The sequence below is a fragment of the Streptomyces alboniger genome, from assembly GCF_008704395.1.
Classification (GTDB): Bacteria; Actinomycetota; Actinomycetes; order Streptomycetales; family Streptomycetaceae; genus Streptomyces; species Streptomyces alboniger.
The window spans coordinates 2,261,961-2,285,296 of sequence record NZ_CP023695.1; the positions used below are offsets into that span (position 1 = coordinate 2,261,961).

23 protein-coding genes are annotated in these 23,336 nt (G+C 71.8%); 14 read left to right on the plus strand and 9 right to left on the minus strand.

The features are described 5' to 3' along the window. Positions 1–21: 21 nt before the first annotated feature. Positions 22–1,299, plus strand: a complete 1,278-nt coding sequence (locus CP975_RS09955) for an MFS transporter (RefSeq protein WP_070321152.1) — start codon at positions 22–24, stop codon at positions 1,297–1,299. 46 nt (positions 1,300–1,345) lie between these two features. Here the strand turns inward: CP975_RS09955 and CP975_RS09960 are convergent, their stop codons facing one another. Together CP975_RS09960 and CP975_RS09965 are read right to left on the minus strand one after the other, a co-directional pair. Further along, complete coding sequence (locus CP975_RS09960) at positions 1,346–2,419, minus strand: RICIN domain-containing protein (RefSeq protein ID WP_150476771.1); 1,074 nt, start codon at positions 2,417–2,419, stop codon at positions 1,346–1,348. Between the two features lie 185 nt (positions 2,420–2,604). Next, entirely contained in the window at positions 2,605–2,832 is a 228-nt protein-coding gene (locus CP975_RS09965) for a hypothetical protein (RefSeq protein WP_055528102.1), read from the minus strand. Between the two features lie 61 nt (positions 2,833–2,893). Between CP975_RS09965 and map the strand changes: the two genes are divergently transcribed. Both map and CP975_RS09975 read left to right on the plus strand, forming a co-directional pair. Continuing rightward, positions 2,894–3,751, plus strand: a complete 858-nt coding sequence (map, locus tag CP975_RS09970) for a type I methionyl aminopeptidase (RefSeq protein WP_055528104.1) — start codon at positions 2,894–2,896, stop codon at positions 3,749–3,751. A 169-nt stretch (positions 3,752–3,920) separates the two neighbouring features. Next, a complete protein-coding gene (locus CP975_RS09975) occupies positions 3,921–4,589 on the plus strand; it encodes a biliverdin-producing heme oxygenase (protein ID WP_055528105.1) in 669 nt (222 codons plus the stop codon). On the opposite strand, the gene CP975_RS09980 is transcribed toward CP975_RS09975, so the two are convergent. Genes CP975_RS09980 through CP975_RS09990 form a run of 3 tightly spaced genes read right to left on the minus strand, consistent with a single transcriptional unit; the run spans position 4,553 to position 8,367 of the window. Beyond that, positions 4,553–5,290, minus strand: a complete 738-nt coding sequence (locus CP975_RS09980) for a PhzF family phenazine biosynthesis protein (protein ID WP_150476772.1) — start codon at positions 5,288–5,290, stop codon at positions 4,553–4,555. The two genes, CP975_RS09975 and CP975_RS09980, sit on opposite strands and share 37 nt — an antisense overlap. A gap of 15 nt (positions 5,291–5,305) precedes the next feature. Continuing rightward, positions 5,306–6,817: an HtaA domain-containing protein gene (locus CP975_RS09985; protein ID WP_055528106.1), complete on the minus strand. Its 1,512-nt coding sequence runs from the start codon at positions 6,815–6,817 to the stop codon at positions 5,306–5,308. 56 nt (positions 6,818–6,873) lie between these two features. Then, a complete protein-coding gene (locus CP975_RS09990) occupies positions 6,874–8,367 on the minus strand; it encodes an HtaA domain-containing protein (protein ID WP_055528107.1) in 1,494 nt (497 codons plus the stop codon). Between the two features lie 92 nt (positions 8,368–8,459). Here CP975_RS09990 and CP975_RS09995 point away from each other — a divergent pair, with 92 nt between their 5' ends. The 7 genes from CP975_RS09995 to CP975_RS10025 all read left to right on the plus strand — a co-directional run bounded on the left by CP975_RS09995 (position 8,460) and on the right by CP975_RS10025 (position 15,880). Beyond that, the gene (locus CP975_RS09995) at positions 8,460–9,491 is read left to right on the plus strand and encodes a heme/hemin ABC transporter substrate-binding protein (RefSeq protein ID WP_055528108.1); all 1,032 of its coding nucleotides are present in this window, start codon (positions 8,460–8,462) and stop codon (positions 9,489–9,491) included. A gap of 38 nt (positions 9,492–9,529) precedes the next feature. Then, a complete protein-coding gene (locus tag CP975_RS10000) occupies positions 9,530–10,585 on the plus strand; it encodes a FecCD family ABC transporter permease (RefSeq protein ID WP_055528128.1) in 1,056 nt (351 codons plus the stop codon). Further along, positions 10,585–11,487, plus strand: coding sequence for a heme ABC transporter ATP-binding protein (locus CP975_RS10005; protein WP_425474314.1), 903 nt, complete (start codon positions 10,585–10,587; stop codon positions 11,485–11,487). The genes CP975_RS10000 and CP975_RS10005 overlap by 1 nt, the downstream gene beginning before the upstream one ends. 76 nt (positions 11,488–11,563) lie before the next feature. Further along, on the plus strand, positions 11,564–12,727 hold the full coding sequence (efeO, locus tag CP975_RS10010; RefSeq protein ID WP_055528110.1) for an iron uptake system protein EfeO: 1,164 nt from the start codon (positions 11,564–11,566) through the stop codon (positions 12,725–12,727). A gap of 14 nt (positions 12,728–12,741) precedes the next feature. Further along, the gene (gene efeB, locus CP975_RS10015; RefSeq protein ID WP_055528111.1) at positions 12,742–13,989 is read left to right on the plus strand and encodes an iron uptake transporter deferrochelatase/peroxidase subunit; all 1,248 of its coding nucleotides are present in this window, start codon (positions 12,742–12,744) and stop codon (positions 13,987–13,989) included. Positions 13,990–13,992: 3 nt separating this feature from the next. After that, complete coding sequence (gene efeU, locus CP975_RS10020) at positions 13,993–14,841, plus strand: iron uptake transporter permease EfeU (RefSeq protein WP_055528112.1); 849 nt, start codon at positions 13,993–13,995, stop codon at positions 14,839–14,841. 37 nt (positions 14,842–14,878) lie between these two features. Continuing rightward, entirely contained in the window at positions 14,879–15,880 is a 1,002-nt protein-coding gene (locus tag CP975_RS10025) for an SCO2278 family lipoprotein (protein WP_055528113.1), read from the plus strand. Positions 15,881–15,901: 21 nt separating this feature from the next. Here CP975_RS10025 and CP975_RS10030 read toward each other — a convergent pair whose 3' ends face one another. Further along, a complete protein-coding gene (locus tag CP975_RS10030; protein ID WP_055528114.1) occupies positions 15,902–16,627 on the minus strand; it encodes a bifunctional DNA primase/polymerase in 726 nt (241 codons plus the stop codon). A gap of 175 nt (positions 16,628–16,802) precedes the next feature. On the opposite strand from CP975_RS10030, the gene CP975_RS10035 reads away from it, so the two are divergent. Next, positions 16,803–17,651: a glycerophosphodiester phosphodiesterase gene (locus tag CP975_RS10035; protein WP_055528115.1), complete on the plus strand. Its 849-nt coding sequence runs from the start codon at positions 16,803–16,805 to the stop codon at positions 17,649–17,651. Between the two features lie 21 nt (positions 17,652–17,672). On the opposite strand, the gene CP975_RS10040 is transcribed toward CP975_RS10035, so the two are convergent. Continuing rightward, positions 17,673–18,317 (minus strand): TetR/AcrR family transcriptional regulator, encoded by a 645-nt coding sequence (locus CP975_RS10040; protein ID WP_055528117.1) that lies wholly within the window; start codon positions 18,315–18,317, stop codon positions 17,673–17,675. 120 nt (positions 18,318–18,437) lie between these two features. Between CP975_RS10040 and CP975_RS10045 the strand changes: the two genes are divergently transcribed. Both CP975_RS10045 and ddaH read left to right on the plus strand, forming a co-directional pair. After that, positions 18,438–18,620: a DUF6243 family protein gene (locus tag CP975_RS10045; RefSeq protein ID WP_055528118.1), complete on the plus strand. Its 183-nt coding sequence runs from the start codon at positions 18,438–18,440 to the stop codon at positions 18,618–18,620. Positions 18,621–18,775: 155 nt separating this feature from the next. Further along, complete coding sequence (gene ddaH, locus CP975_RS10050; RefSeq protein ID WP_342787934.1) at positions 18,776–19,609, plus strand: dimethylargininase; 834 nt, start codon at positions 18,776–18,778, stop codon at positions 19,607–19,609. A 16-nt stretch (positions 19,610–19,625) separates the two neighbouring features. Here the strand turns inward: ddaH and CP975_RS10055 are convergent, their stop codons facing one another. Continuing rightward, positions 19,626–21,587 carry a glycoside hydrolase gene (locus CP975_RS10055; protein WP_055528120.1) on the minus strand — a complete coding sequence of 654 codons (1,962 nt, stop codon included), beginning with the start codon at positions 21,585–21,587 and terminating at the stop codon, positions 19,626–19,628. A 194-nt stretch (positions 21,588–21,781) separates the two neighbouring features. On the opposite strand from CP975_RS10055, the gene CP975_RS10060 reads away from it, so the two are divergent. Continuing rightward, positions 21,782–22,282 carry a hypothetical protein gene (locus tag CP975_RS10060; protein ID WP_246201444.1) on the plus strand — a complete coding sequence of 167 codons (501 nt, stop codon included), beginning with the start codon at positions 21,782–21,784 and terminating at the stop codon, positions 22,280–22,282. A 1-nt stretch (position 22,283) separates the two neighbouring features. Here CP975_RS10060 and CP975_RS10065 read toward each other — a convergent pair whose 3' ends face one another. Beyond that, positions 22,284–23,291, minus strand: coding sequence for a small ribosomal subunit Rsm22 family protein (locus CP975_RS10065; protein ID WP_055528122.1), 1,008 nt, complete (start codon positions 23,289–23,291; stop codon positions 22,284–22,286). Positions 23,292–23,336 lie beyond the last annotated feature (45 nt).

A 23,336-nucleotide genomic window follows, 5' to 3' on the forward strand; every position in this document is an offset into this window, starting at 1 on the left:
CGCCGCTGAGCATGGCTTCTCGTGCCTCTCTCCGCGATACTGCCCGACCTCTCACCCTGGCGCTCCACCCGGGACTTCCGGCTGCTGTGGGTGCAGGGGCTCGTCACGAACTTCGGCACCTTCATGGCGCTGGTCGCCCTGCCGTTGCAGATCAAGGAGCTGACGGACTCGCCGGTCGCCGTCGGAGCGATGGGGGCGGTCGAGCTGGTGCCGCTGATCGTCTTCGGGCTGTACGGCGGGGCGCTCGCCGACGCCGTGGACCGGCGCAAGGTGATCCTCCTGACCGAGGCGGCGCTGGGCCTGCTGGCCGTGATCCTCCTGGTCAACGCGCTGCTGCCGGCGCCGCTGCTGTGGCCGCTGTACGTCGTGGCGGCGGGCGTCGCGGCGCTGTCCGGGCTCCAGCGGCCCGCGCTCGACTCGCTGCTCGCGCGGATCGTGCCGCACGAGCAGCTGACGGCCGCCGCCGCGCTGAACTCGTTCCGCTGGAACGTGGGCGCGATCGCGGGCCCCTCCCTCGCGGGCCTGGTCGTCGCCTACGCCGGGCACGCGTCCGCGTACGCGGTGACGGTCGTCGGCTTCGCCGTCTCGGTCCTGCTGTGCACCCGGCTCTCGCCCGCGCCCGCCGCGCACGACGCGCGGAAGCCGTCGCTGAAGGGCCTCGCGGAGGGCGCGCGGTACGCGTGGTCGCGGCCGGTCCTGCTGGGGACGTACGCCATCGACATGGCGGCGATGTTCTTCGCCTTCCCGAACACGGTCTTCCCGTTCCTCGCGGACGAGCTGGACGCACAGTGGGCGCTCGGTCTGATGTACGCGGCGGGGGCGGTCGGCTCGCTGCTGCTGAGCCTCACCAGTGGGTGGACGTCGCGGGTGCGGCGGCACGGGCTGCTCGTGGTGTTCGGGGCGGCCGGGTGGGGGCTCGCGATCACGGCGGCGGGCTGGTTCTCGAACGTGTGGGTGGTGCTGGGGTGCCTGGCGCTCGCGGGCGCGGGGGACATGCTGAGCGGGCTCGGCCGCTCCACCATCTGGAACCAGACGATCCCCGACGAGCTGCGGGGGCGGCTCGCGGGGATCGAGGTCCTGTCCTACAGCGTCGGGCCGCAGCTGGGTCAGGTCCGCGCGGGCGCGGCGGCGGGCTGGACCGGGACGCGGTCCGCCATCTGGTCCGGAGGCCTCGCCTGCGTGGCGTCGGTCGCCGTCCTCGCGGCGGTGCTGCCTAGGCTCATCTCGTACGACGCCCGGACGGACGCCGACGCGAAACTCCGCCGCGAGCGGACCCTCACGGAGCCGTCCACCCCGTGAGCCCGGGCCGGGCCCGGTGCCCGGGGCGCCCAGTTCGCGGCTCGTGTCACTCCGCGTCTATGAAGAAGACCTGGTCCGTGCGGTCGGCGGTGCACGGTTCCTGTTTGGCCGCGGCACCCTCGGTCGTGGCGCTGTTGGTGATGCCCACGCAGAACTTCCGTTCGGGTGTGTAGAGCGTGTGGATCCGATAGGTGTTGGGCACCGGCGTCTCGACCGCTTCGATGTAGAAGGCGTTGGCCCCCGCGCAGTCGGTCGTGGTCTCCAGCAAGTCGGGCACCGTGCTGATGGGGAACACCATGAGGCAGCGGATCCCCGCCTGCGTGCTGTGCCACTGGATCTTGAAAAGGCCGTTGCCCTGGGGGATCAGATAGGTGCGCGGCGTCGTGGCCTGCCCGCACGAGCGCTGTACGGCGACCGGGACGCTCAGGATGCCGGCGCGCCCCTCCGTCAGGCACTTGTCGGGCGCGCCGGCCGGGCGGAGCTTGACCCAGCCCTCCTGGAGGCCTCGGAAGGTGCCCTGCGTGAAGTTCGCGCCCGGCTGCTTGTCACAGGTCCACTGGCGCAGCGCCGTGCCGTCCGCGGTGGCGGAGCCGGTGACCTCCAGGCACTTGCGCGGGCTCGCCGTCATCGGCTGGATCAGCGCGGCGTCGCCGTGGTTCTCGAACAGGAAGCTCATGCCGGGCCGGTCACCGCAGTCCGCCTGCACGATCGCGGCGCCGCTGTCGGCGCTGGAGTTCTCCACCGCCATGCACTTGCCGCTGAGGCCGCTGACGATGTGCACCGCCCCGCTGTGGGCGGAGGACTCCTTCAAGTACCACAGCGCCCCCTCACGCCCGGCGCAGCGCCGCTGCTTGACGCGCTCGCCGCTCTCCTGGGTGGCGACCTCCAGGCACATGCCGGTGTGGGTCGCGGCGATGTTGATCCGCTGGCTCAAAGCGGCGGCCGCGGCCTCGGCCGACCGGCCGCCGAACGGCAGCAGGGCCGAGGCCAGCGCCAGGACGAGGGCCAGGACGAACATCGGGACAAGGGCCGGGGCACGGCTCGTGACGAGGGCCGGGGCGTGGGTCGGGGCGTGGGTCGGGGCGGCCGGGTGCGGACGGGATAAACGGAACCTCAGCATGGAGCTCTCCATCCCTGGGGGATCGAGCCCGCGCGGTGGGCCGGGCTCGGTGGGCCCGGCCCACCGCGGACGCGGGCGTGGCGGCGCCAGATGCTGCCCGCTCCTGCTGATGCCGGGCTGACGCGGGCCGCGACGCCGCCGCCCGCGTCGCGGCCTGCCCGCCGAGCCCGGCAGGCCCCGGACGCCTACTCCTCGTCGCTCCGGGTGACCGAGTCATGCCACCGGGGGTCGTTCTCCCACTGGAGATTCCGCTCCGCGGCCGTCCTCATCGCCTGCTCCGCCTCCACCCGCGAGGCGTAGGGGCCCATCCGGTCCTTGCCGGGACAGTCGGGGCCCTCCTCCACCTTCTGGTGCTCCAGGCAGTAGTACCACTCCCCCGGCTTGCCGGCCGTCCGCTTCTTGAACAGTGCCATCTCCCGCTCCTCTCATTCCTGACGCCATGGTGCCCCGAGACGGCTGGCTAGACTCGCTGGCATGTCTGGCCAGTCACTGCTCGTCCCAGGGGAGCTCTCCCCCGTCCGTTCCGTACCCGGCAACATCCGGCGCCCGGAGTACGTGGGGAAACCCGCCCCCACCCCGTATACGGGGCCGGAGGTGCAGACCCCCGAGACCATCGAGCTGATGCGCACCGCGGGCCGCATCGCCGCCCGCGCCATGGAAGAGGCCGCGAAGCACATCGCGCCCGGTGTGACCACCGATGAGCTGGACCGCGTCGCGCACGAGTACATGTGCGACCACGGCGCCTACCCCTCCACGCTGGGCTACCGCGGCTTCCCGAAGTCGCTGTGCAGCTCGGTCAACGAGGTCATCTGCCACGGGATCCCGGACTCCACCGTCCTGAACGACGGCGACATCATCAACCTCGACGTCACGGCGTACATCGGCGGCGTGCACGGCGACAACAACGCCACCTACCTCGTCGGCGACGTCGACGAGGAGTCCAAGCTGCTCGTCGAGCGGACCCGCGAATCGCTCAACCGCGCCATCAAGGCCGTCAAGCCCGGCCGCCAGATCAACATCATCGGCCGCGTCATCGAGTCGTACGCCAAGCGCTTCGGCTACGGCGTCGTGCGTGACTTCACCGGTCACGGCATCAACACGTCCTTCCACTCGGGCCTGATCGTCCCCCACTACGACAGCCCGCACGCGACGACCACCATCCAGCCCGGCATGACGTTCACGATCGAGCCGATGCTGACGCTCGGCACGCACGAGTACGACATGTGGGAGGACGGCTGGACCGTCGTCACCAAGGACCGGAAGCGGACCGCGCAGTTCGAGCACACTCTGGTGGTGACGGAGACCGGGGCGGAGATCCTCACGCTGCCCTGAGGTCCGGCGGGGGTTCCAGCGATGGTTGCTTGATCCGGGAACGGGTAGCGTTTTTACCGACAGGGCGTCGGGAACCAGTTGACTTAGGTAAGCCTAAGTTGCCATGATCTCCACACGGTCGCACTGGTTCCCGCCGTCCCGTCCCCCCGGCTCCCCCTGGAGGCCCCGCATGGACACGCCGCGCACGCCGTTCTCGACGGTCATCCGCACCGCGTCGCACGAGCAGCACACCGAGGCCGAGACCTCGACCTTCATGAGCGACCTGCTCGGCGGCAAGCTCGGCGTCGACGCCTACACGCGCTACACGGAACAGCTGTGGTTCGTCTACCGCGCCCTGGAGGACGGAGCCGAGGCGCTGGCCGCCGATCCGGTCGCGGGACCGTTCATCCAGCCCGAACTGCTGCGCGTGCGCGAGCTGGAGCGCGACCTCGCCCACCTGCGGGGCGCCGACTGGCGCGCGGGCCTCACCCCGCTGCCCGCCACGGCGGCGTACGCGGCACGGGTCGAGGAGTGCGCGCGCACCTGGCCCGGCGGCTATGTCGCCCACCACTACACCCGCTACCTCGGCGACCTCTCCGGTGGCCAGATCATCCGCGGCAAGGCCGAGCTGACCTGGGGCTTCGCACGCAAGGGCGATGGCGTGCGGTTCTACGTGTTCGAGGAGATCCCGAACCCGGCCGCCTTCAAGCGGGGGTACCGCGAACTGCTCGACGGCATCGACGCGGTCGTCACGGACGAGCTGGAGCGCAAGCGGATCGTGGACGAGTGCAAGCGCGCTTTCGCTTTGAATACGGCCGTCTTTCAGGAGCTCGGGCAGGAGTTCCCGCTGAGCGCGTGAGCGAGCCGTACCCTCCCGCCCACCTCGATCGCGCCGCCCGGGCCCGGCGCCGTCAGGATCTGTGAGCCGCGGCCCTGCGTGATGTTGAGGGCGCGGCCCAGTTCGTGGCTGAGCAGCAGTGCCGCCGCGCCCGTCGCCTCGTCCTCGGTGATGCCGTCGTCCCGGCCGGGGAACGCCCTCGCCCGGATCCGCCCCGCGGCCTCGTCCTCCCACGCCCAGGCGTAGATCCACTCCCCCGGCGGCGGCACGTCGAGGGCGTCCACCTCCGCCGCCGTCCCGTACCGCCGCAGCGTCCTCGGCTGCGCCCACCGCGCGTACGCCGTGATCCAGCTGAACTCGCCGTCGTGGCGGGCCCGGACCACCCCGGCGGGCGTGACCAGTTCCGGCACGTCGAGCAGCCAGGCCGTGCCGACGCAGGGGTGCCCGGCGAAGGGGAGGCGCAGCGTCGGGGTGTAGATGTCGATGACGCCCCGCTCGGGGTCGTCGACGAACACCGTCTCGCTGAAGCCGAGCTTCGCCGCGAGAGCCTGCCGGTCCTGCCGCGCGCGCATACGGCCCCCGTCGCGCACGACACCGAGTTCGTTGCCGTGCCGGCCGTCGGGCCCGCAGAAGACACGTACGACGTCGAAGGGCCCGGACCCGTCGTGGCCGTACGGGCCGGATACCTCGAATGCGCCTGCCGCGCCGAGTGGTTCAGTCACCCCGGCATTGAAGCATCACACCGCTCCGGTGCCCCGCGTGCGCCGTGCGGTGTACACCGCTCCCGCGCCCGCCGCCACGGCCGCGCCTGCCACGCCGAGCAGCGCGGCCGAGGGGGCATCGGCGCCGGTGGCCGCCAGCGAGCCGGCGTCGCCGAGCGCACCGCCGACCGAGCCGCCGCCCACGGAACCGGACCCGGCGGCACCGGTGCCGCCCCCCGCCCCATCGCTGAACTGGCCGCCCCCGGAGGGAAGTTCCGCGCCCTCGGAGAAGGACAGGGCGACCGTCACCGGGTCGAGCTTCTGGCCCGGCTTGTAGATGGAGCCGACCGCGCCGTTGGCGAACTGCTTCGCGCCGGCCGCCGTGAAGGCCGCGGGGACCTTGTCGAGGCGCACGACATCGTTCTTGGCCTTGTACGAGGCCTTGGAGAGGTCGAGGGTCGCGAACTTCACGTTGTTGTTGGTGCCCTTGGGCGTGGTGACGTCGACGAGGAGGGTGCCCTTGGCACCGTTCGCCCGCACCTTGAAGTCGCTGAACCTCATGTCGATGCCGTGTGCCTTGTACGCGAAGCGGACGCTGCCGCCGAAGGAGGCTTCGATCTTCTTGGCGTCGGAGTCCACATCCGCCTTGGCGTGGGGGAAGGTGTAACCACCGGGGACCTTCTTGGCGCCGCCCGCGACGGTCACTTTGCCGCCGCTGGAGATATAGGCGCGGAAGCTCTTCTTCAAGCCCCAGGAGAGCCTGCCGTCGACGGCTTCGCCCGCGACCTGCCCCGGTCCGGGCGTGCCCGGCGTGCCGGTGGGCGTGGCGGTCGGCTTCGGGGTCTTGGTGGGCTTCTCGGTCGGCTTGTCGGTGGGCTTTTCCGTGGGCTTCTCGGTCGGCTTGTCGGTCGGCTTCTCGGGGAGCGGGGCGCCCGCCTTCACCGTGAGCGTGGCCGGGTCGAGCTTGTCGCCTTCCTTGTACATGTCGTTGAACGCCTTGGCGCCGGCCGCCGTCAGCGTCGCCGGGATGTCCTTGAGGACCATCGCGCCGCCCTCGCCCTGGCCGGGCCTGATCCCGGTCATGTCGAGACGGGCGAGGTCGATGTCGTTCTGGGTGGCGCCGTTGAGGGTGACGTCGGCCTGGATGGCGCCGGCGTCGCCCCCGGTGCGCACCTTCACGTCGGCGATCCTGATGTCGAAGCGGTGGGCGGTGGAGACGAAGCGGACGCGGCCCTTGAACGCGGTCTCGGTAGCGTGGGTGCCGGTGTCGTACGCCCCTGTGCCGCCGGTGTAGGTGAACACCCCGTTGCCCGGCGCCTGCTTGGCGCCGCCCGTCGCCTCGATCTTGCCCATGGCGATGCCCGTGACGTACTTACGGAAGCTCTCCTTCACGCCCCAGTCCAGCGTTCCGTCCTTCAGCTCCAGCCTGGGCGGTGCCGCCGCCCCGCTGTCGGCGGCCGTCGCCGGGAGGGCGAGGGCGGTCGCGCCGAGCGTGACGACGGTGGCGACGGCTGCCGCGAGGGTTATGGGGCGAGGGGTAGCGGCCATGATCAGGTTTCTCCTTGGGAGAGAGGGGTGTGAGGGGTGAGGGAGAAAGAAAGACGTCAGGAGTCCGAGGTGCCGGAGGCCTCAGGGGCGTCCGCCCCGCGCCTCTTGCGTACGACGCCGAAGCCGACCGCCGCCGCGAGCAGCACCGCCACGCCCGCGCCCACGCCGATCGGCACGGCGTTCGAGGAGTCGGAAGAGGCCGGGGAGGCGTTCACCGCCTTCTCCGTCTTCCGCTCGGAGCGCTCGGAGCCCCCGGCCCGCGCGGCCCGCTCGGACTGCGGGGCGGGCGATGAGCCGAGGTCCGGCAGCGCGGGCAGCTTCGCGTCGGCGTCGACCGCCACGGCCAGGGAGAGCGGGTCCATGGCGGAGCCCGCCTTGTACATACCGCCGAAGGCCTTGGCACCGTCGGCGGTGAGCTTCGTAGGCACCTCGGTCAGTGAGACGAGACCGCCCTTCGGCTTCAACTGCCTCTCCGGGGCAGGAAAGGTGATGAGAGGGGCGTTCCGCAAGGTGGCGCCCCGGTCGCCCTTGCTGTCGACGTCTGCCGAGAGCGTGCCCTTGCCGTCCTTCACCTCCACGGCCACCTTGCTCAGCGCGAGGTCGAGGCCGTGCTTCCCGGTGAAGCGGACGGCCCCGGCGAAGTCCGCGTCCAGCTTCTGCTTCTTCGCGTCGTACGAGCCCTCGCCCTGGGGGAAGCGGAAGAGCGCACCCCCGTCCTTGGCGCCGCCGGTCAGCTTCCAGCGGCCCTTGGCGATGGAGCCGGTGACGTACTCGCGGAAGGTGCGGCGCACGCCCCAGTCGACGGCGGCGTCCTCGATGCGGCCCGCCTCCGTCTTCCCACCGGACGGCGCCGACCGCTCCGAGCGCTTCGGTGAGGGCTCGCCCGGCGCCCCGGACCCGGACTTCGCGGCGAGGTCCGTCGACAGGCTCACCGGGTCGAGCGCGGTACCCGCCGCGTAGTACCCGGCGAAGGCCTTCGCGCCCTGCGAAGTGAGCTTCGCGGGAAGGTTGTTGAGGGCGATGGGGCCGGTGCCGCCCGTCATGTCGATGCCGCTGACATCGAGCGAGGCGAGCGGCACCTGCGCGGCTGATGCGACCTCGCCACTGCCCTTCCGCTTGCTGACCATGTCGGCGTAGAGCGTGCCGGAACCGCCCGTGACCTTCACCGTGGGGCGGCTGATCGTCAGGTCGAGTTCGTACGCGCCACCCTTCTTGTGTCCGGTGAACCGCACGCCCCCGGAGAACCCCGCGTTGAAGTTCCCGCTGTCCGGGTCGTACGTGCCCTCAGCCGAGTGGAAGCGGAACTGGCTGCCGCCGACCGTCGCCGCCCCGCCCTGGAGCGTCGATCCGCCCCGGGCGATGGGTCCGGTGACGTAGCTCTGGAAGGAGGACTTGATACCCCAGTCGAGCCGTCCGCCCCGGACCGTGCGGTCCTCGGCGTGCGCGGCGGCGGCCGGGAGCAGCACCCCGACGAGCGTGGTGAGTACGGCCACCGTTCCGGCGCGGGTGGCGAGGGCACGCCTTCGCGCCGGCCACAGGGATGACGGCATGGGGAGACCCCCTCCAGCTCTGGCTAATAAGGTAAGGCTAACCTAAACTACAAAGCCTCAACAGCACGACAGGACGGTGGATTTCGGTGCGTATGCCGCGCTCACTCCGTATCACCGGCGTCTGGGCCGCCGCGCTCGCCCTCGGCCTGACCGGGTGCGGGACCCCCGGCGGCGGCACCGACGCGCAGCCCCGGAAGGCACAGGCGCACGCCGCCGCGCCCGACCGCGTGGAGGCGCTGAAGACACCTCCCGAGGCGAGACTCCCCGCCACCGTCACCTCGGCCGACGGCCACAAGGTGACGGTGAAGGACACCAGCCGCATCGTGCCGCTCACCGGCAGCCTCAACGAGATCGTCTTCACCCTCGGCCTCGGCGAGCGCGTCGTCGCCCGCGACATCACCGCCACCTTCGAACAGGCGAAGAGGCTGCCGGTGGTGACACGTGCGCACGACGTCTCGGCGGAGAGCGTCCTCTCGCTCAGGCCGACCGTCGTCCTCGCCGACACCACCACAGGACCCGCCGAGGCCATCGACCAGATCCGCGACGCGGGCGTCCCCCTCGTCGTGTTCGACCCGGCGAAGGGCCTGGAGGACGTGGGCCCCCGGATCGAGGCGGTGGCCAAGGCGCTGGGGGCCGAGAAGGCGGGCGCCGAGCTGACGGAACGTACGGAGAAGCGGATCGCGGCGGCGCGCAAGGGCGTCCCCGCCGGGGCACGCGCGAAAAGCGCGAAGAACACGAGGAAGCCGCGGGTCGCCTTCCTCTACCTGCGCGGCTCCGCCTCCGTCTATCTGCTCGGCGGCCGTGAGTCCGGGGCCAGTTCACTCCTGGAAGCGGCGGGCGCGGTCGACGCGGGCAAGGAGTCGGGGCTGACGAAGGACTTCACGGCGATCACCAGCGAGGCGCTGGCCAAGGCCGCGCCCGACGCGATCCTCGTGATGACGAAGGGCCTGGAGTCGGTGGACGGCGTCGACGGGCTGCTGAAGGTCCCGGGCGTCGCCGAGACCCCGGCCGGTCTGGACCGCCGCGTCGTCTCCGTCGACGACGGCGTGCTCCTCAACTACGGGCCGCGCACCGACCAGGTACTCACGTCCCTGGTGGAGCAGCTTCATGGGGACACCGAGTGAGCCTGCTGACCGAACAACCCGGGGGCCGGGCCGCCTCGGTGGACGCCGAAGAGACGCCCCGCACCCGGCGCGGCGCGACCCTCCCGCTGACCGTCGGGCTCGTCGCCGTACTCGTATTGCTCTGTCTGCTCTCGGCGGGCATCGGCGCGTACGGCATTCCCCTCGGGGACGTCATCGCCTCGGTCCAGCACCGGACCGGGCTCGGCGGGGCCCCGCTCGACCGGGTCGGCGAGAGCGTGCTGTGGAACGTGCGGCTGCCGCGTGTGGTGCTCGCGCTGCTCGTCGGCGCCTCGCTGGGGTGCGCGGGCGCGCTGATGCAGGGCGTGTTCGGCAATCCGCTCGCCGAGCCCGGCGTCATCGGGATCTCCTCGGGCGCGGCGGTCGGCGCGGTCGCCTCCATCGCGCTCGGCCTGAGCTTCCTCGGGAACTGGACCGTCACCGTCTGCGCGTTCGTCGCCGGGCTCGCGACCGTCCTGCTCGTGTACGTGATGTCGCGCGAGGGCGGCCGTACGGAGGTCGTCACGCTGATCCTCACCGGCATCGCCGTGAACGCCTTCGCGGGGGCGCTGATCGGTCTGTGCCTCTTCTTCGCCGACAACGCGCAGCTCAGCCAGATCACCTTCTGGCAGCTGGGCTCGCTCGCGCAGGCGACCTGGCCGAAGGTGCTCGCCGTGCTGCCGTGCGCGCTGCTCGGCCTCGCCGTCGCGCCCTTCTCCGCGCGGAAGCTGGACCTGCTCGCGCTCGGCGAGCGGCCCGCCCGGCATCTGGGCGTGGACGTGGAGCGGCTGCGCCTCATGCTGGTACTGGTCGTGGCGCTGCTGACCGCGGCCGCCGTGGCCGTCGCCGGGATCGTCACCTTCGTGGGGCTGCTCGTGCCGCATCTGCTGCGGATGGCCGCGGGTCCCGGGCACCGCTTCCTGGTCCCCGGCAGCGCGCTCGGCGGGGCGCTTGTGCTGGTGGCGGCCGACCTGGCGGCGCGCACGACGGCGGCGCCCGCCGAGCTGCCGCTGGGGGTGCTCACCGCACTCTTCGGCAGCCCGTTCTTCTTCTGGCTGCTGCGCAGGACCCGGCGCAGGCAAGGGGGTTGGGCGTGATCGGGCGGCTGGGCAGGAGGCTTTTCGCGGGGCGCGAGCGTGTGCTGCCGGAGCGGGGCGCGGCCGGTGACGTGCTCGCCGAGGCCGAGGAGGTGCGGGTGCGGCTCGGCGGGCGCGAGGTCCTCGCCGGGGTGTCGGTGGCCGCCCGCGCGGGTGAGGTGCTGGCTCTGGTGGGGCCCAACGGAGCGGGGAAATCGACGCTGCTCGCCGCGCTCGCCGCGGATCTGCCCGCCGACGCTGGGGTCGTGCGCGTCGGCGGGCGCCCGGCGGCCGACTGGTCCGCGCCCGAACTCGCCCTGCGCCGGGCGGTGCTGCCGCAGTCCGCCGCGCTGTCCTTCCCCTTCGTGGTGGAGGACGTCGTACGGATGGGCCGGGCGCCGTGGGCCGGGACGCGTCTGGCGGACGACGACGACCGGGTGGTGCGCGAGGCGATGGCGGCCACGGAGGTGGGCGAGTTCGCCGGGCGGCCCTTCTCGGCGCTCAGCGGCGGCGAGCGGGCGCGGGTCGCGCTGGCCCGCGTCCTCGCCCAGCGCGCCCCGCTGCTGCTGCTCGACGAGCCGACCGCCGCGCTCGACCTGCGCCACCAGGAGCTGGTCCTCGGGATCTGCCGGGAGCGGGCCGCCGCCGGTGACGCGGTCGTGGTGGTGCTGCACGACCTGGGGCTCGCGGCGGCGTACGCGGACCGGGTCGCGGTGCTGCGGGGCGGGGTCCTCGCCGCGGAGGGCGCTCCCGGTGACGTATTCGAGGAGGAACTGCTCTCGGAGGTGTACCGGCAGCCGGTGGAGGTCTTCCCGCATCCGCGCACCGGTGCCCCGGTCGTCGCTCCGCGCCGGGCAGGTCTGGCCCCGCATGAGAGCGGAATCACGGAACGGGTGGGTATCTCCGAGGTAAGGGTCGGTTAAGTTAGGTCCGCCTCACTGGGATGCGGTGGGGCTCGATGTCTGTCAGTGACCCGTCTTGGAGCCCTCTATGCGACCCGTGCGACCTGCCCGCCTGTCCGTCGTCACCGCCGTCGCCACCGCGGCGGCCCTGACCGCCGTCACGGGCTGCACGGAGAAGAGCGACGCGAAGGGCGGCGCGAACAGCGTCAGCGTGACCGCCACCGACGACAAGTGCGAGGTCTCCAAGAAGGAGCTGTCCGCCGGGCACGTCGAGCTGGCGATCGAGAACAAGGGCTCCAAGGTCACCGAGGTCTACATCCTCTTCCCCGACGACCGCATCGTCAGCGAGCGCGAGAACATCGGCCCGGGCACGAAGCAGAGGCTCACCGCCGAGGTGAGGGCCGGGTCGTACGAGATCGCCTGCAAGCCCGGCATGAAGGGCGACGGCATCCGTCAGAAGATCACCGTGACCGGCGGCGGCAAGACCGCGAAGCGCGACCCCCGCCTGGACAAGGCCGTCGCCGCCTACCGCGCCTACACCCAGGCGCAGGCCGACGAGACCCTGCCGAAGGCGAAGGTCTTCACCGACGCCGTGCGTAAGGGCGACCTGGCGGCCGCGAAGAAGGCGTACGCCGACTCCCGCATCGGTTGGGAGCGCACCGAGCCGGTCGCCGAGTCCTTCGGTGACATCGACCCGAAGGTCGACGTCCGCGAGGACGGCCTGGAGGAGGGCCAGGACCTGGAGAAGGACTGGACGGGCTGGCACCGTCTGGAGCGGGCCCTGTGGCAGGACAAGAAGATCGGCAAGCGGGAGAAGGAACTGGCCACCCTTCTCGACAAGGACCTGCTGGACTGGCAGAAGCGCGTCGGCAAGGCCGTGATCACCCCGACCTCCATGGCCAACGGCGCCAAGGAACTCCTCGACGAGGTCGCCACCGGCAAGGTGACCGGCGAGGAGGAGCGCTACTCCCACACCGACCTCGTCGACTTCAAGGCCAACGTCGAGGGCGCGGAGAAGTCGTACGAGCTGCTCAAGCCCGTGGCCGCCGAGAACGACCCGAAGCTCACCGAGGAACTCGACAAGCAGTTCGCGGCCCTGGACAAGCTCCTGGAGAAGTACCGCGAGGGCGGCAAGGACTCCTACGACTTCGTCTCGTACGACAAGGTCGGCAAGGCGGACCGCAAGGAGCTGCAAGACGGGGTGAACGCGCTCGCGGAGCCGCTGTCGAAGCTGGCCGCGGCCGTAGTGAAGTCCAAGTAGCGCGAGGGGGAACGATGGCTGAGGACAACACCCGTCCGCCGTCCCGGCGTTCGCTGCTCGGCTGGGGCGGCGCCGGGCTCGCGCTCGGCGCGGCCGCGGCGGGCGGCGCGGTGGCGATGACCCGCTCCGGTGACGAGGCGGTGCCCGCCGGTGACGCGGGGGCGGCCGTCCCCTTCCACGGCGCGCACCAGGCCGGCATCGCGACCGCGGTCCAGGACCGGCTGCACTTCGCGGCGTTCGACGTGCGGACGGACGACCGCGAGGAGTTCGTCCAGCTCCTCAAGGACTGGACGAGGGCCGCCGCGCGGATGACTGCGGGGCACACGGTCGGCGAGGGCGCCCACGGCGGGCTCGCCGAGGCGCCGCCGGACGACACCGGTGAGGCGCTCGGACTCAAGCCGTCCCGGCTGACGCTGACGATCGGCTTCGGGCCCTCCCTCTTCGAGCGGTTCGACCTGTCCGGCCGGCGCCCGAAGGCCCTGGTCGACCTCCCCAAGTTCCCCGGCGACAACCTCGACAAGGCGCGCAGCGGCGGCGACCTGTGCGTGCAGGCCTGCGCGGACGACCCGCAGGTCGCCGTGCATGCCATCCGCAACCTCGCCCGCATCGGCTTCGGGAAGGTCGCCGTGCGCTGGTCGCAGCTCGGTTTCGGCAAGACCTCCTCCACGACGCCGGACGCGCAGACCCCGCGTAACCTCTTCGGTTTCAAGGACGGCACGCGCAATGTCTCCGGGCAGGACACCTCGGCGCTCGCGCAGCACGTGTGGGTCGGTGAGAAGGACGGGCCGGACTGGATGGCGGGCGGCTCCTACCTCGTGGCGCGGCGCATCCGCATGAACATCGAGACGTGGGACCGCACCTCGCTCGGCGAGCAGGAGGACGTGTTCGGCCGCGACAAGGGCGAGGGCGCCCCGGTCGGCAAGGCCAAGGAGCACGACGAGCCGTTCCTGAAGGCGATGAAGCCCGACGCGCACGTGCGGCTCGCGCACCCCGACGCCAACGACGGGGCGACGCTCCTGCGCCGCGGCTACTCCTTCACGGACGGCACCGACGGCCTCGGCCGCCTGGACGCGGGGCTGTTCTTCCTCGCCTACCAGCGGGACGTGCGCACCGGTTTCATCCCGGTCCAGCGCAATCTGGCGCGCTCGGACGCGCTCAACGAATACATCCAGCACGTGGGTTCCGCGGTCTTCGCGGTTCCGCCGGGCGTCCGCGACAAGGACGACTGGTGGGGCAGGGGCCTGTTCACCGGGGAGGCGTAGCCGATGTTCGGCAACTATCTGATCGGCCTGCGCGAGGGCCTGGAGGCCAGCCTGGTCGTCTGCATCCTCATCGCCTACCTGGTGAAGACGGAGCGGCGGGACGCGCTCGTACCCATCTGGACCGGTATCGGCGTCGCGGTGGCGCTCGCGCTCGGCTTCGGCTGCGCGCTGACCTTCGGCTCGCAGGAGCTGACGTTCCAGGCGCAGGAGGCGCTCGGCGGCACGCTGTCGATCGTCGCCGTGGCGCTGGTGACGTGGATGGTCTTCTGGATGCGGCGCACGGCACGGCACTTGAGGGCGGAGCTGCACGGCAAGCTGGACTCCGCGCTCCGGATGGGCACGGCCGCGCTGGTGGCGACCGCGTTCCTCGCGGTGGGCCGGGAGGGCCTGGAGACGGCCCTGTTCGTGTGGGCGTCGGTGCGGGCCTCCGGCGACGGTTCGCACGGGCCGCTGCTCGGCGTGCTCCTCGGGCTGCTCACGGCGGTCGTGCTCGGCTGGCTGTTCTACAAGGGCGCGGTCCGCATCAATCTCGCGAAGTTCTTCACGTGGACCGGCGCGATGCTCGTCGTCGTGGCGGCGGGCGTCCTCGCGTACGGCGTGCACGACCTCCAGGAGGCGGAGTTCGTCGGCGGGCTCCAGGACAAGGCGTTCGACATCAGCGCGACGGTCCCGCCGGACAGTTGGTACGGCACGCTCCTGAAGGGCGTCTTCAACTTCCAGCCGGATCCGACGGTTCTCCAGGTCGTGGTCTGGCTGCTGTATCTGATCCCGACGCTGGTGTTCTTCTTCGCCCCCGCGCGGTCGGCGGCCAAGCCCCCCACCGGGGCCGAGGCGGCCGTGCGGCCCCGGTAGGGTTCGGGCCCGGGAAGGGCGTAGGTGAAGGGACCCCATGAGTAAGGTGCGCAGGCTTCGCGGTGTCCGCCGTCCGGCCGCGGCGGCGGCGACGGTGACCGCCCTGTCGGTGACGGCGACCGGTTGCGTGACGGTGCACGGCGAGCGGGAGGTCGTCCCCACGGCGACGAAGGCCGAGGCCGCCGGGGCGCTGAAGGACTTCCTGGCCGCCTACAACAAGGCGGAGAAGACGTACGACCCGGCCGCGGACGCCGCCCGCGTCACCGGTCCGCTGGGCGCCATCAACCAGGCGGGCCTGAAGTCGCGGCAGATCCAGCACCCGAACGGCAACCCGGGGGCGACGCCCCTGAAGCTCACGGACGTCACGTACTCGATCCCGAGGAAGGCCGGCTGGCCGCGCTGGTTCGTGGCCGACACCAGGGCCAACCGGACGGTCGGCGGCCGCAAGGACGTGCGCTGGCTGTGGGTCTTCACCAAGGGCGGCAAGGACCAGCTGTGGCAGGCGTCCTATCTGAACCTCGTGGCGGCCGGCAAGGTGCCCGAGCTGAAGAAGGACAAGGACGGCTGGGCGGTGCCCGTGGAGGCCGGGGCGGCGAATCTGGCCGTGGCTCCCAAGGACCTGGGCAAGACGTACACGACGTTCCTGAAGTCGGGCGGCGACGCGTTCGCGCCGGGCGACCACACGACGAAGTGGAAGGCGATCCGCGACCGGAACACCAAACGGCTCGGGGTGGGCGTGCGGTACCTGGACTACCCGATGCACTCCGGCGCGTTCGCCCCCGTGGGGCTGCGTACCAAGGACGGCGGGGCGATGGTCTTCTTCGCCACGCACCACTACGAGAACCAGACGGCCGCCAAGGGGGTCGACCTCAATCTCGACGCGGACGTGAAGGCCCTGCTGAAGGGCGAGGCGAACCAGTCGGTGACGCTGGAGCGCGTCTCGAACCAGGTGGTCCTGGACCCGGCCGAGCCGGACGGCGGGAAGGTCACGTTCCTCGGCCGCATCCAGGGGCTCACCGGCGCGAAGGGCGAGCAGTAGCGCGCCCTCCGGTACCGGCGCTCAGCCCCGCAGCGGCCAGGCGGCGATGTCCTGCTGCGGCTCCCCCGCGACCCGCGCGCATTCGTCGGTGAGCGTCTCCAGGAGTGTCAGCGGGTCCGGCAGCGGGTGCTCGGGGCCGCGCACCCAGCGCACGCCCTGGTCACCGGGGAGCTTGGCGGGCGGCACCAGGACGTACGAACCGCGGCAGTGCCAGCGCAGGCCGGGGTGCTCGTCCATCGTCTCGGGGTGGCAGTCCAGCTCGCAGGGCCACCACTCGTCCTCGTCCTCGGGGGTGCCGCGGGTGGCGGTGTAGAAGAGCATCCGGTCGTCGCCCGACTCGGCGACGGGGCCGACGTCGATGCCCGCCTCCAGGAGCCGCCGCAGGGCCTCGCGCCCGGCGTCCATCGGCACGTCGAGGACGTCGTGGACCATGCCGGTCGCGGTGATGAAGTTCGCCTGGGGCTGGTGGCGGGCCCAGCGCTCGATCTGACCGCGGTCGGTCGTGGACTGCGTCTGCCAGGCGAAGGAGACGGGGTGCCGTGCGGGGGTGGGGCAGCCGATGCGGTCGCAGGAACATCGGTACCCCGAGGGATACGCGGCCGGGGCGAGCGGCAGGCCGGCGCCCGCGGCGGCCAGCAGCAGGTCCTCCCGGGCCCGGTCATCGGCCGTCGTGTCCTTGGGACGCCGGCGAAGCCACTGGGAAATCCTGCCCTGCCCGCCGGACCGGCTGCCGAACTCCGCGCCCATCTAGCCCCTCACCTCGCCGTTGTGCCGAAAGCATGACCCATGGTCCCACCATCCTGCGCTTCGGGGGGCCGGAGCCCACATCCGGGGTGGCCGGGGTGATGCCAGCCACTGGCGGTTATCACGCCCTATCGCCCACTAAGTGGTGAATTACCCTTTACCCCCCTACGGTGTCGCCATGGTCATTACGACTGCGCTGACAGGCCTCACGGCGCTGACCCTCACGGCACCGAGCGGCTACCTCGCCCCGATCGAGTGGGGCCGCGTGCCCCTGACCCTGGACGCGCTTCCCCGTGTCGTCTACACCGCGCACCGCGGCGGCGCCCTGGAGGTCCCGGAGAACAGCATGGCCGGGCTGCTCACGGCGTACGAGCGCGGCACCGCCCAGGTCATCGACTTCGACACGCGGATACTGCGCGACGGCACCCTGGTGGTGATGCACGACAAGACGCTGGACCGCACCACGTACGCGACGGGTCCTGTGCACCTCCTCGACCGGTACCAGTGGCACGGCGTCCTGGTGCGGCCGGACGCCTCACTGCCCGGCCGGTGGCGTCCGGAGCGGGCGCCGACGGTGGAGGAGGTCCTCGACCGGTTCGGCGGACGCATCATGCTGATGCTGGAGGCCAAGGATCCGCGGAGCGTCGGCAAGCTCGCCGGGATGATCCGCGCCCGCGGCCTGACCCGCTCGGTCTTCGTCAACACCAACACGCCCTCGGTCGCGCGCCGCGCCCACGAGCTGGGCCTGCTCGCGCAGCTGTGGCGCTCCAAGGAGCAGATGCGCACCGACCGGCCCGAGCAGTGGACGTCGTACGTGGACGTCCTGGACGTGGACTACAAGGCGCGCGACAGCGATCTGCGGCGCGCGGTGAACTCGGGTGTCCCGCGGGTGTGGGCGCACACGGTGACCACGGCGAAGCAGCGCGACCGGGTGCTGCGGCTCGGCTGCAACGGCGTCATCACGGATACTCCGGGCCTCCTGGCGCGTACGCCGGTAGCGCCCGCGGGGCCGGCCGGGCGCGCATAGCGGGGTCGGCCGACCGCCGGGTCAGGAGGCCGCGGGGCGCGGGGTGATGCCGTAGAGGGCGTACTCGACGAGTTTGTCCGCGTAGGCGTGGGTCAGGGGGCCCGAGCGCATCAGCCAGCGCTGGGCGAGCGGGCTCGCCCACAGCTCCAGGGCGATGCGGGGGTCGACGTCCGGCAGGACGTGGCCCGCGTCCTGGGCCTGGCGCACGCGCTTCACGAAGAGCTGGAGCTGCGGTTCGAGGAGTTTCTCCACGAACTCCTCGCCCAGCTCGGGGTTGAGCAGGCCCTCGGCGGCGAGCGCGCGGTAGGGAGCGTCGTACTTGGCGTCGTTGAACTCGTCGACGGTGGCCCGCATCACGAACTTGAGGTCGGCCTCCAGGTCCCCGGAGTTCGTGATCTCGGTCTGGATCTCGCCCCGGCCCGCGTTCTCGCTCGCGGCCCTGGCCGCCTGTTCGCCGAGGTCGAGGAAGGCGTCGAGCAGGACGGCGCCCTTGGACGACCACCAGCGGTAGATCGTCTGCTTGCCGACGCCGGCGCGGGCCGCGATGGCCTCGATCGTCAGCTTGGCGTAGCCGACCTCTCCGACGAGGGCGAGGGCGGCGTCGTAGATCGCGCGGCGCGAGCGTTCGCTGCGGCGCGTGGAGTCCGGGGCGGTTTTCTGGGCCATGCCTTCGAATGTAGCAGCGGCCGAACCGAGACGTACCGTCTTGACAATACGCAGCGTCTCGCCCAAAGTAGACCTCGAAGCGAGACGCGGCGTCTCGCTCATTCGATGGAGGTGGGCCACATGACCCGAGGCGGATCCGGAAACATGCTGGGCGTCGGCGGCACCCGCAGCAACCTCTCCCGCAAGACGCTGCGCGGCGCCGGCCGCGGTGGACGTGTCGGCGGCGGGCTCAGCCCCCAGGAGCAGAAGCGCGAGCTGGTGCGCAGGCTGCGGGAGGGCCGCGAGGCGCACGGTCGGTCGTAGAGCGCGCAACCACCCGTTCGGTGCACTGCGCGAAGGCTCCTCACACCGCACTATGGGCAGCAACTGCCCCACGGGGGGCGGCAACTGCCGCACCATAGGCAGCGGCTGGCCCACACGGGGCAGCACACGACCCTGCGGTACGTGAGGAGCCTTCTTTGTCCCGTTTTCCTCGCTCTCCTCGGCGCGCCACACCCCGGCGCTATCTGATGTGCCCACCGGCACACTTCAAGGTCACGTACTCCATCAACCCCTGGATGGACCCCGGCAAGCCGGTCGACGTCCCGCTCGCCGTCGCCCAGTGGGAGGACCTGCGCGACCGCTACCGCTCGCTCGGCCACACCGTCGAGGAGCTGACCCCCCGGCCCGGACTGCCGGACATGGTCTTCGCCGCGAACGGCGCGACCGTCGTGGAGGGGCGGGTGCTCGGCGCGCGCTTCGCCTACCGCGAGCGCGAGGAGGAGGCCGCGGCCCACCTGGAGTGGTTCCGCGCGCACGGCTTCACCGAGATCCACGAGCCCGTCCACATCAACGAGGGCGAGGGCGACTTCGCCGTCACCTCCTCCTACGTCCTGGCCGGTCGCGGCTTCCGGGCCAGCCCGCTCTCCCACGGCGAGGCGCAGGAGTTCTTCGGCCGCCCGGTGATCGGGCTCGACCTCATCGACCCCCGCTACTACCACCTGGACACCGCGCTCGCCGTCCTGGACGACGCGGCGGACGAGGTCATGTACTACCCGCCCGCCTTCTCGCCCGGCAGCCGGGCGGTCCTGCGGAGCCTGTTCCCCGACGCGGTGATCGCCGAGGAGCCCGACGCCGAGGCGCTCGGGCTCAACGCCGTCTCCGACGGGCTCCACGTGCTGCTCCCCCAGGCCGCGCTCGGGCTCTTCGAGCCGCTGCGGGCGCGCGGCTACGAACCCATCGGAATGGACCTGAGCGAGCTGCTCAAGGGCGGCGGCAGCGTGAAGTGCTGCACGCAGGAGCTGCGGGCCTAGCCGGTCCGCTACGGGCCTAGCCGGTCACCTTCGCCGGGCAGAGCCGGCGCGGGGCGTCGTCGCCCTTGAGGCGGGCGTCGACGCAGCCGCCCGGCAGGCCCTTGTACGCCTTGGTGCCGAAGTTGGCCGTCACGGTCAGCGTCCCTTCGCCGAAGACCGTGCGCTGGACGGTGCGGTCCTTGGACAACTGGCGGAAGCCGGTGAGCTGTTCGGTGCCGGCCGCCTTGTGCAGGGGGGAGAAGTACTTCTGGAGCGCGGCCAGTTCGGCGCCGTGCTTCTTCAGCGAGGGGCCGTCCAGGACGTAGTTGAGGGGGGTGTTGTAGAGCATCGCGAGCAGGGCGCGGGTGGTCTTCTGGCCCGGCAGCTTCTCGTACGAGAGTTCCCAGCGCTCGGTGTTGACCAGCGAGCCGTGCAGGGCGGTCTCGTAGAGCGGGACGCGGTAGCGGGGGTCGTACATCGCCTTGGCCAGGCCGGCGGGGAGGTCCACCGGCTTGAAGAAGACCCCGGGGGCGCCCTCGGGGTAGTAGCCGCCCCACTTCTCGCGGTCCCTCTGGAGCTTCCACAGGCCGTCGGCGACCGGCGTCGCGCCGCCGTGGTCGAAGGCCAGCGTCCTGTTCGCCCACGCCTGCGCGGTCTCCGAGCCGAGGACGAGCCCCCGGGCCGCGATGCGCCGCATCCGCGCGAGGCGGTGCTCGCGGTCCTCGGCCTTGGTCATCCGGTGGCCCTTGCCGTGGTCGCGGAAGAGTTCGCCGGTGGCGTCGACGTCGAGGAAGTAGCTGTCGGCGCCGTTGGCGACCATCCCGCGGGTGCGGTCCGCCAGGTAGTGGTGGCGGGGCTCGGCCCGCTCGAAGGCCCGCGAGCTGAGGTAGCAGCCGCGTCCGCCGAAGCCCGTCACCGGCTTGCCCTTGGCGTCGCGGACGCAGAAGTCCGGGTAGACGGTGCCGGGCCAGGCGGAGTTCGGGGCGTCGGCGGTCCTCGGGTCCTGGCCGTTGGCGAAGGAGTCGTAGGGGCCGATGAGGTACCCGGCCCCCTTGGCGGCGCTCACCGCCGCCCTGTCCGGGTAGGGCTCGCCGTCGTAGCCGAGCCACATCCGGTCCACTCCCAGCTCGCGCAGCCGCTCGACGCCGCCGGCCTTGCGGGCGTCGCCCCAGGTGTAGGCGTGGAAGGCGCCGAGCAGTCGGCCGGTGGCGGGGTTGTTCGCGATCTTCCGCTTCAGGCTGCCGAGTTGACCGCGTTCGGCGAGGTAGGAGCGGTAGTCGGCGGCCGGCGCGACCGGGTTCCCGTCGGTCAGGGCGAAGGTGACGGAGTAGTCGCGGGTGCCGTCGCCGCCGTCGAAGGCGTGCTCGGCGGTGGCGCGCAGCCGGCCGCCGGGGGCGGTGAAGCCGAGGGTCGTGCCGATGTCGGTCGGGGTGAGATAGCTGACTCCTGTGCGCCTGCCGAGGGAGTAGCCCCACAGCGGCAGGGTCAGCTCCGCGCCGACGTCGAGGGTGCTGCCCCCGAGGCCGCCCTCACCGGTGGTCCAGAAGGCGTCCTTGACGGGGATGTCCAGGCCTTCCCCGCGCGGGAGCTGGAGGGCCGAGGCGGCGGCGTCGGTGCCGGTGACGGGCCAGCTGACGGCGGTGTCGCGGTGCGCCTTCAGGCTCAGCGAGAGGCGTCCGTGGTCGGTGCCGGCGGTGACGTCGATGCCGCGCTCGGGGTAGCTCCAACGGACCCTCCCCTTGCCGGTACGCGTCACGGGGCCCGGCCGGCCGAGGTCGGTGGCGGAGGCGTCGGAGAGGGTGAGGTCGCGGCCGTCGCGGGTGTGGGCGCGTACGGCGAGGGAGGCGGTGTCGACCACGGCCGTGCCGCCGTCGACGGCCAGTTCGACCTGCTTGCCGTGTACGGGCTCGGCCTCGGCGGTGAAGGCGTAGGCGCTCGCTCCGGCCGCGGCAAGGACCAGGGCGATGGAGAGAGTGAGCGAACCGATCTTGGTTGTCATGGGGATGTGAATAGTCACATCGTCTAAGAAGGTTGTAAGAAGCGCGTCAACTCCACTTAACGAGGGTCCTCGTGGTACCAATACGGGCGCGTGGGAACAGACAGACGGTTCCCACGCGACGCACCACGACAACCAAACAGTCGGGCCCACACCCGGGCCCAGGGGGAAGAAGAGGTATCAGCGCAGTGAATCGCATGCGCACGTCCGTCGCGGTCCTGGCCACCGCAGGGGCACTCACCGCGGGTCAGCTCGGTACGGCGGGGGCCGCGTCCGCGTCGGTGAAGCCGGAGCCGAAGGCCGCGTCGGCCGCTCCGAGCGCCGCTCCGCGCAGCTCCGGCTGCCCGATCGACATCGTCTACACCTCCCGTTTCCAGATCGACCGGAACGGCTGGGTGACCAACGGTGGCCTGTACTTCGGGCTGAAGAACAAGAGCACCAAGAGCTTCAAGAAGGTCAGCTTCACGGTGACCAACGTCAAGAACATCCGCTTCGGCAGGGCCACGCCCAAGGGCGGCAAGGTCACCCACAAGACGTCGAAGACCGTCACGGTCTACGACAAGAGCCTCGCGGGCAAGGCCAAGCTCGGCGTCAAGGTGCGTACGCACCTGCTGAACACGCGGAGCTACAAGGTGAAGTTCTCCGTGCGCGGCAACGGCTGGAACTGCGCCGTGGACCAGGGCACCTGGGGCGCCTGAGTCACTCCTGCGACTCGGACCGGGGCGGCCACCGGTCGCCCCAGTCCGTGTCGCGGGCCGCGCGGTAGAGGGGGCCGTGGCGCTTGGTCACGGTCTCCCTGCGCAGCCGCCGCTCCTCGGCCCCGCACAGGTCGAGGAGCACCTGGCCCTTGCGGATCTGGGGGCGGCGCACCACCCGGTTCGGCGGCGGGACCGGGTCGAAGCGGGTCGCCGCGACGTAACTGAACTTCTCGTCCTCGTACGCCAGTGAGCCGCCCTTGACCTGGCGGTGCAGGGACGACCTGCTGACGCGTGCTGAGAAGTGGCACCAGTCCGTGCCCGGTTCGATGGGGCAGGCCGCGCTGTGCGGGCAGGGGGCCGCGACCCGGTATCCGGCGGCGATGAGCTGGTCGCGTGCCTCGATGACGCGCGCGTAGCCGTCCGGGGTGCCCGGTTCGACGACGACGACGGCCTGCGTGGCCGCGTGCGCCGCGGCGTCGACGACCGAGCGGCGGTCGGCGTCGGTCAGCTCCTTGAGGACGTACGAGATGGTGACCAGCTCGGCGCTTTCGACGGTGAGCGAGGCACCGATGCGTTCGCGCTGCCAGCGCGTGGCGGCCAACCGGGGTTCCTCCGCCGCCAGTTCCCGTCCCAGTTGCAGGGCGGGCTCGGCCCAGTCCAGGACCGTGACAGGACGCTCGCCCCGCCAGGTCGCGGCGGCCGCCCAGACGGCGGCGCCGGTCCCGCCGCCGACGTCCACGTGGCTGCCGGGCACCCAGCCCTCGGGGGCCGCGTCCGCGAGGGCCTCCAGCGCGGAGCGCACCGCCTCGAAGGTGGCGGGCATGCGGTAGGCCGCGTAGGCGGCGACGTCCGCGCGGTCCCGCAGGATGGGGGCGCCGGTCGGGGTCTTCCCCCGGTAGTTCTCGATCAGCCGCGCCACGGCCTGCGAGGCCTGCGAGGGCGGCACGCCGTCCAGCGCCCTCGCGAGGGCGCCGCTCAGCTTTTCCCCCGGGGATGTCAGCTCGTTCACCCACTGATCCTACGGGGGCGGGGGGCGGCCTCGTCTGCCTACCGC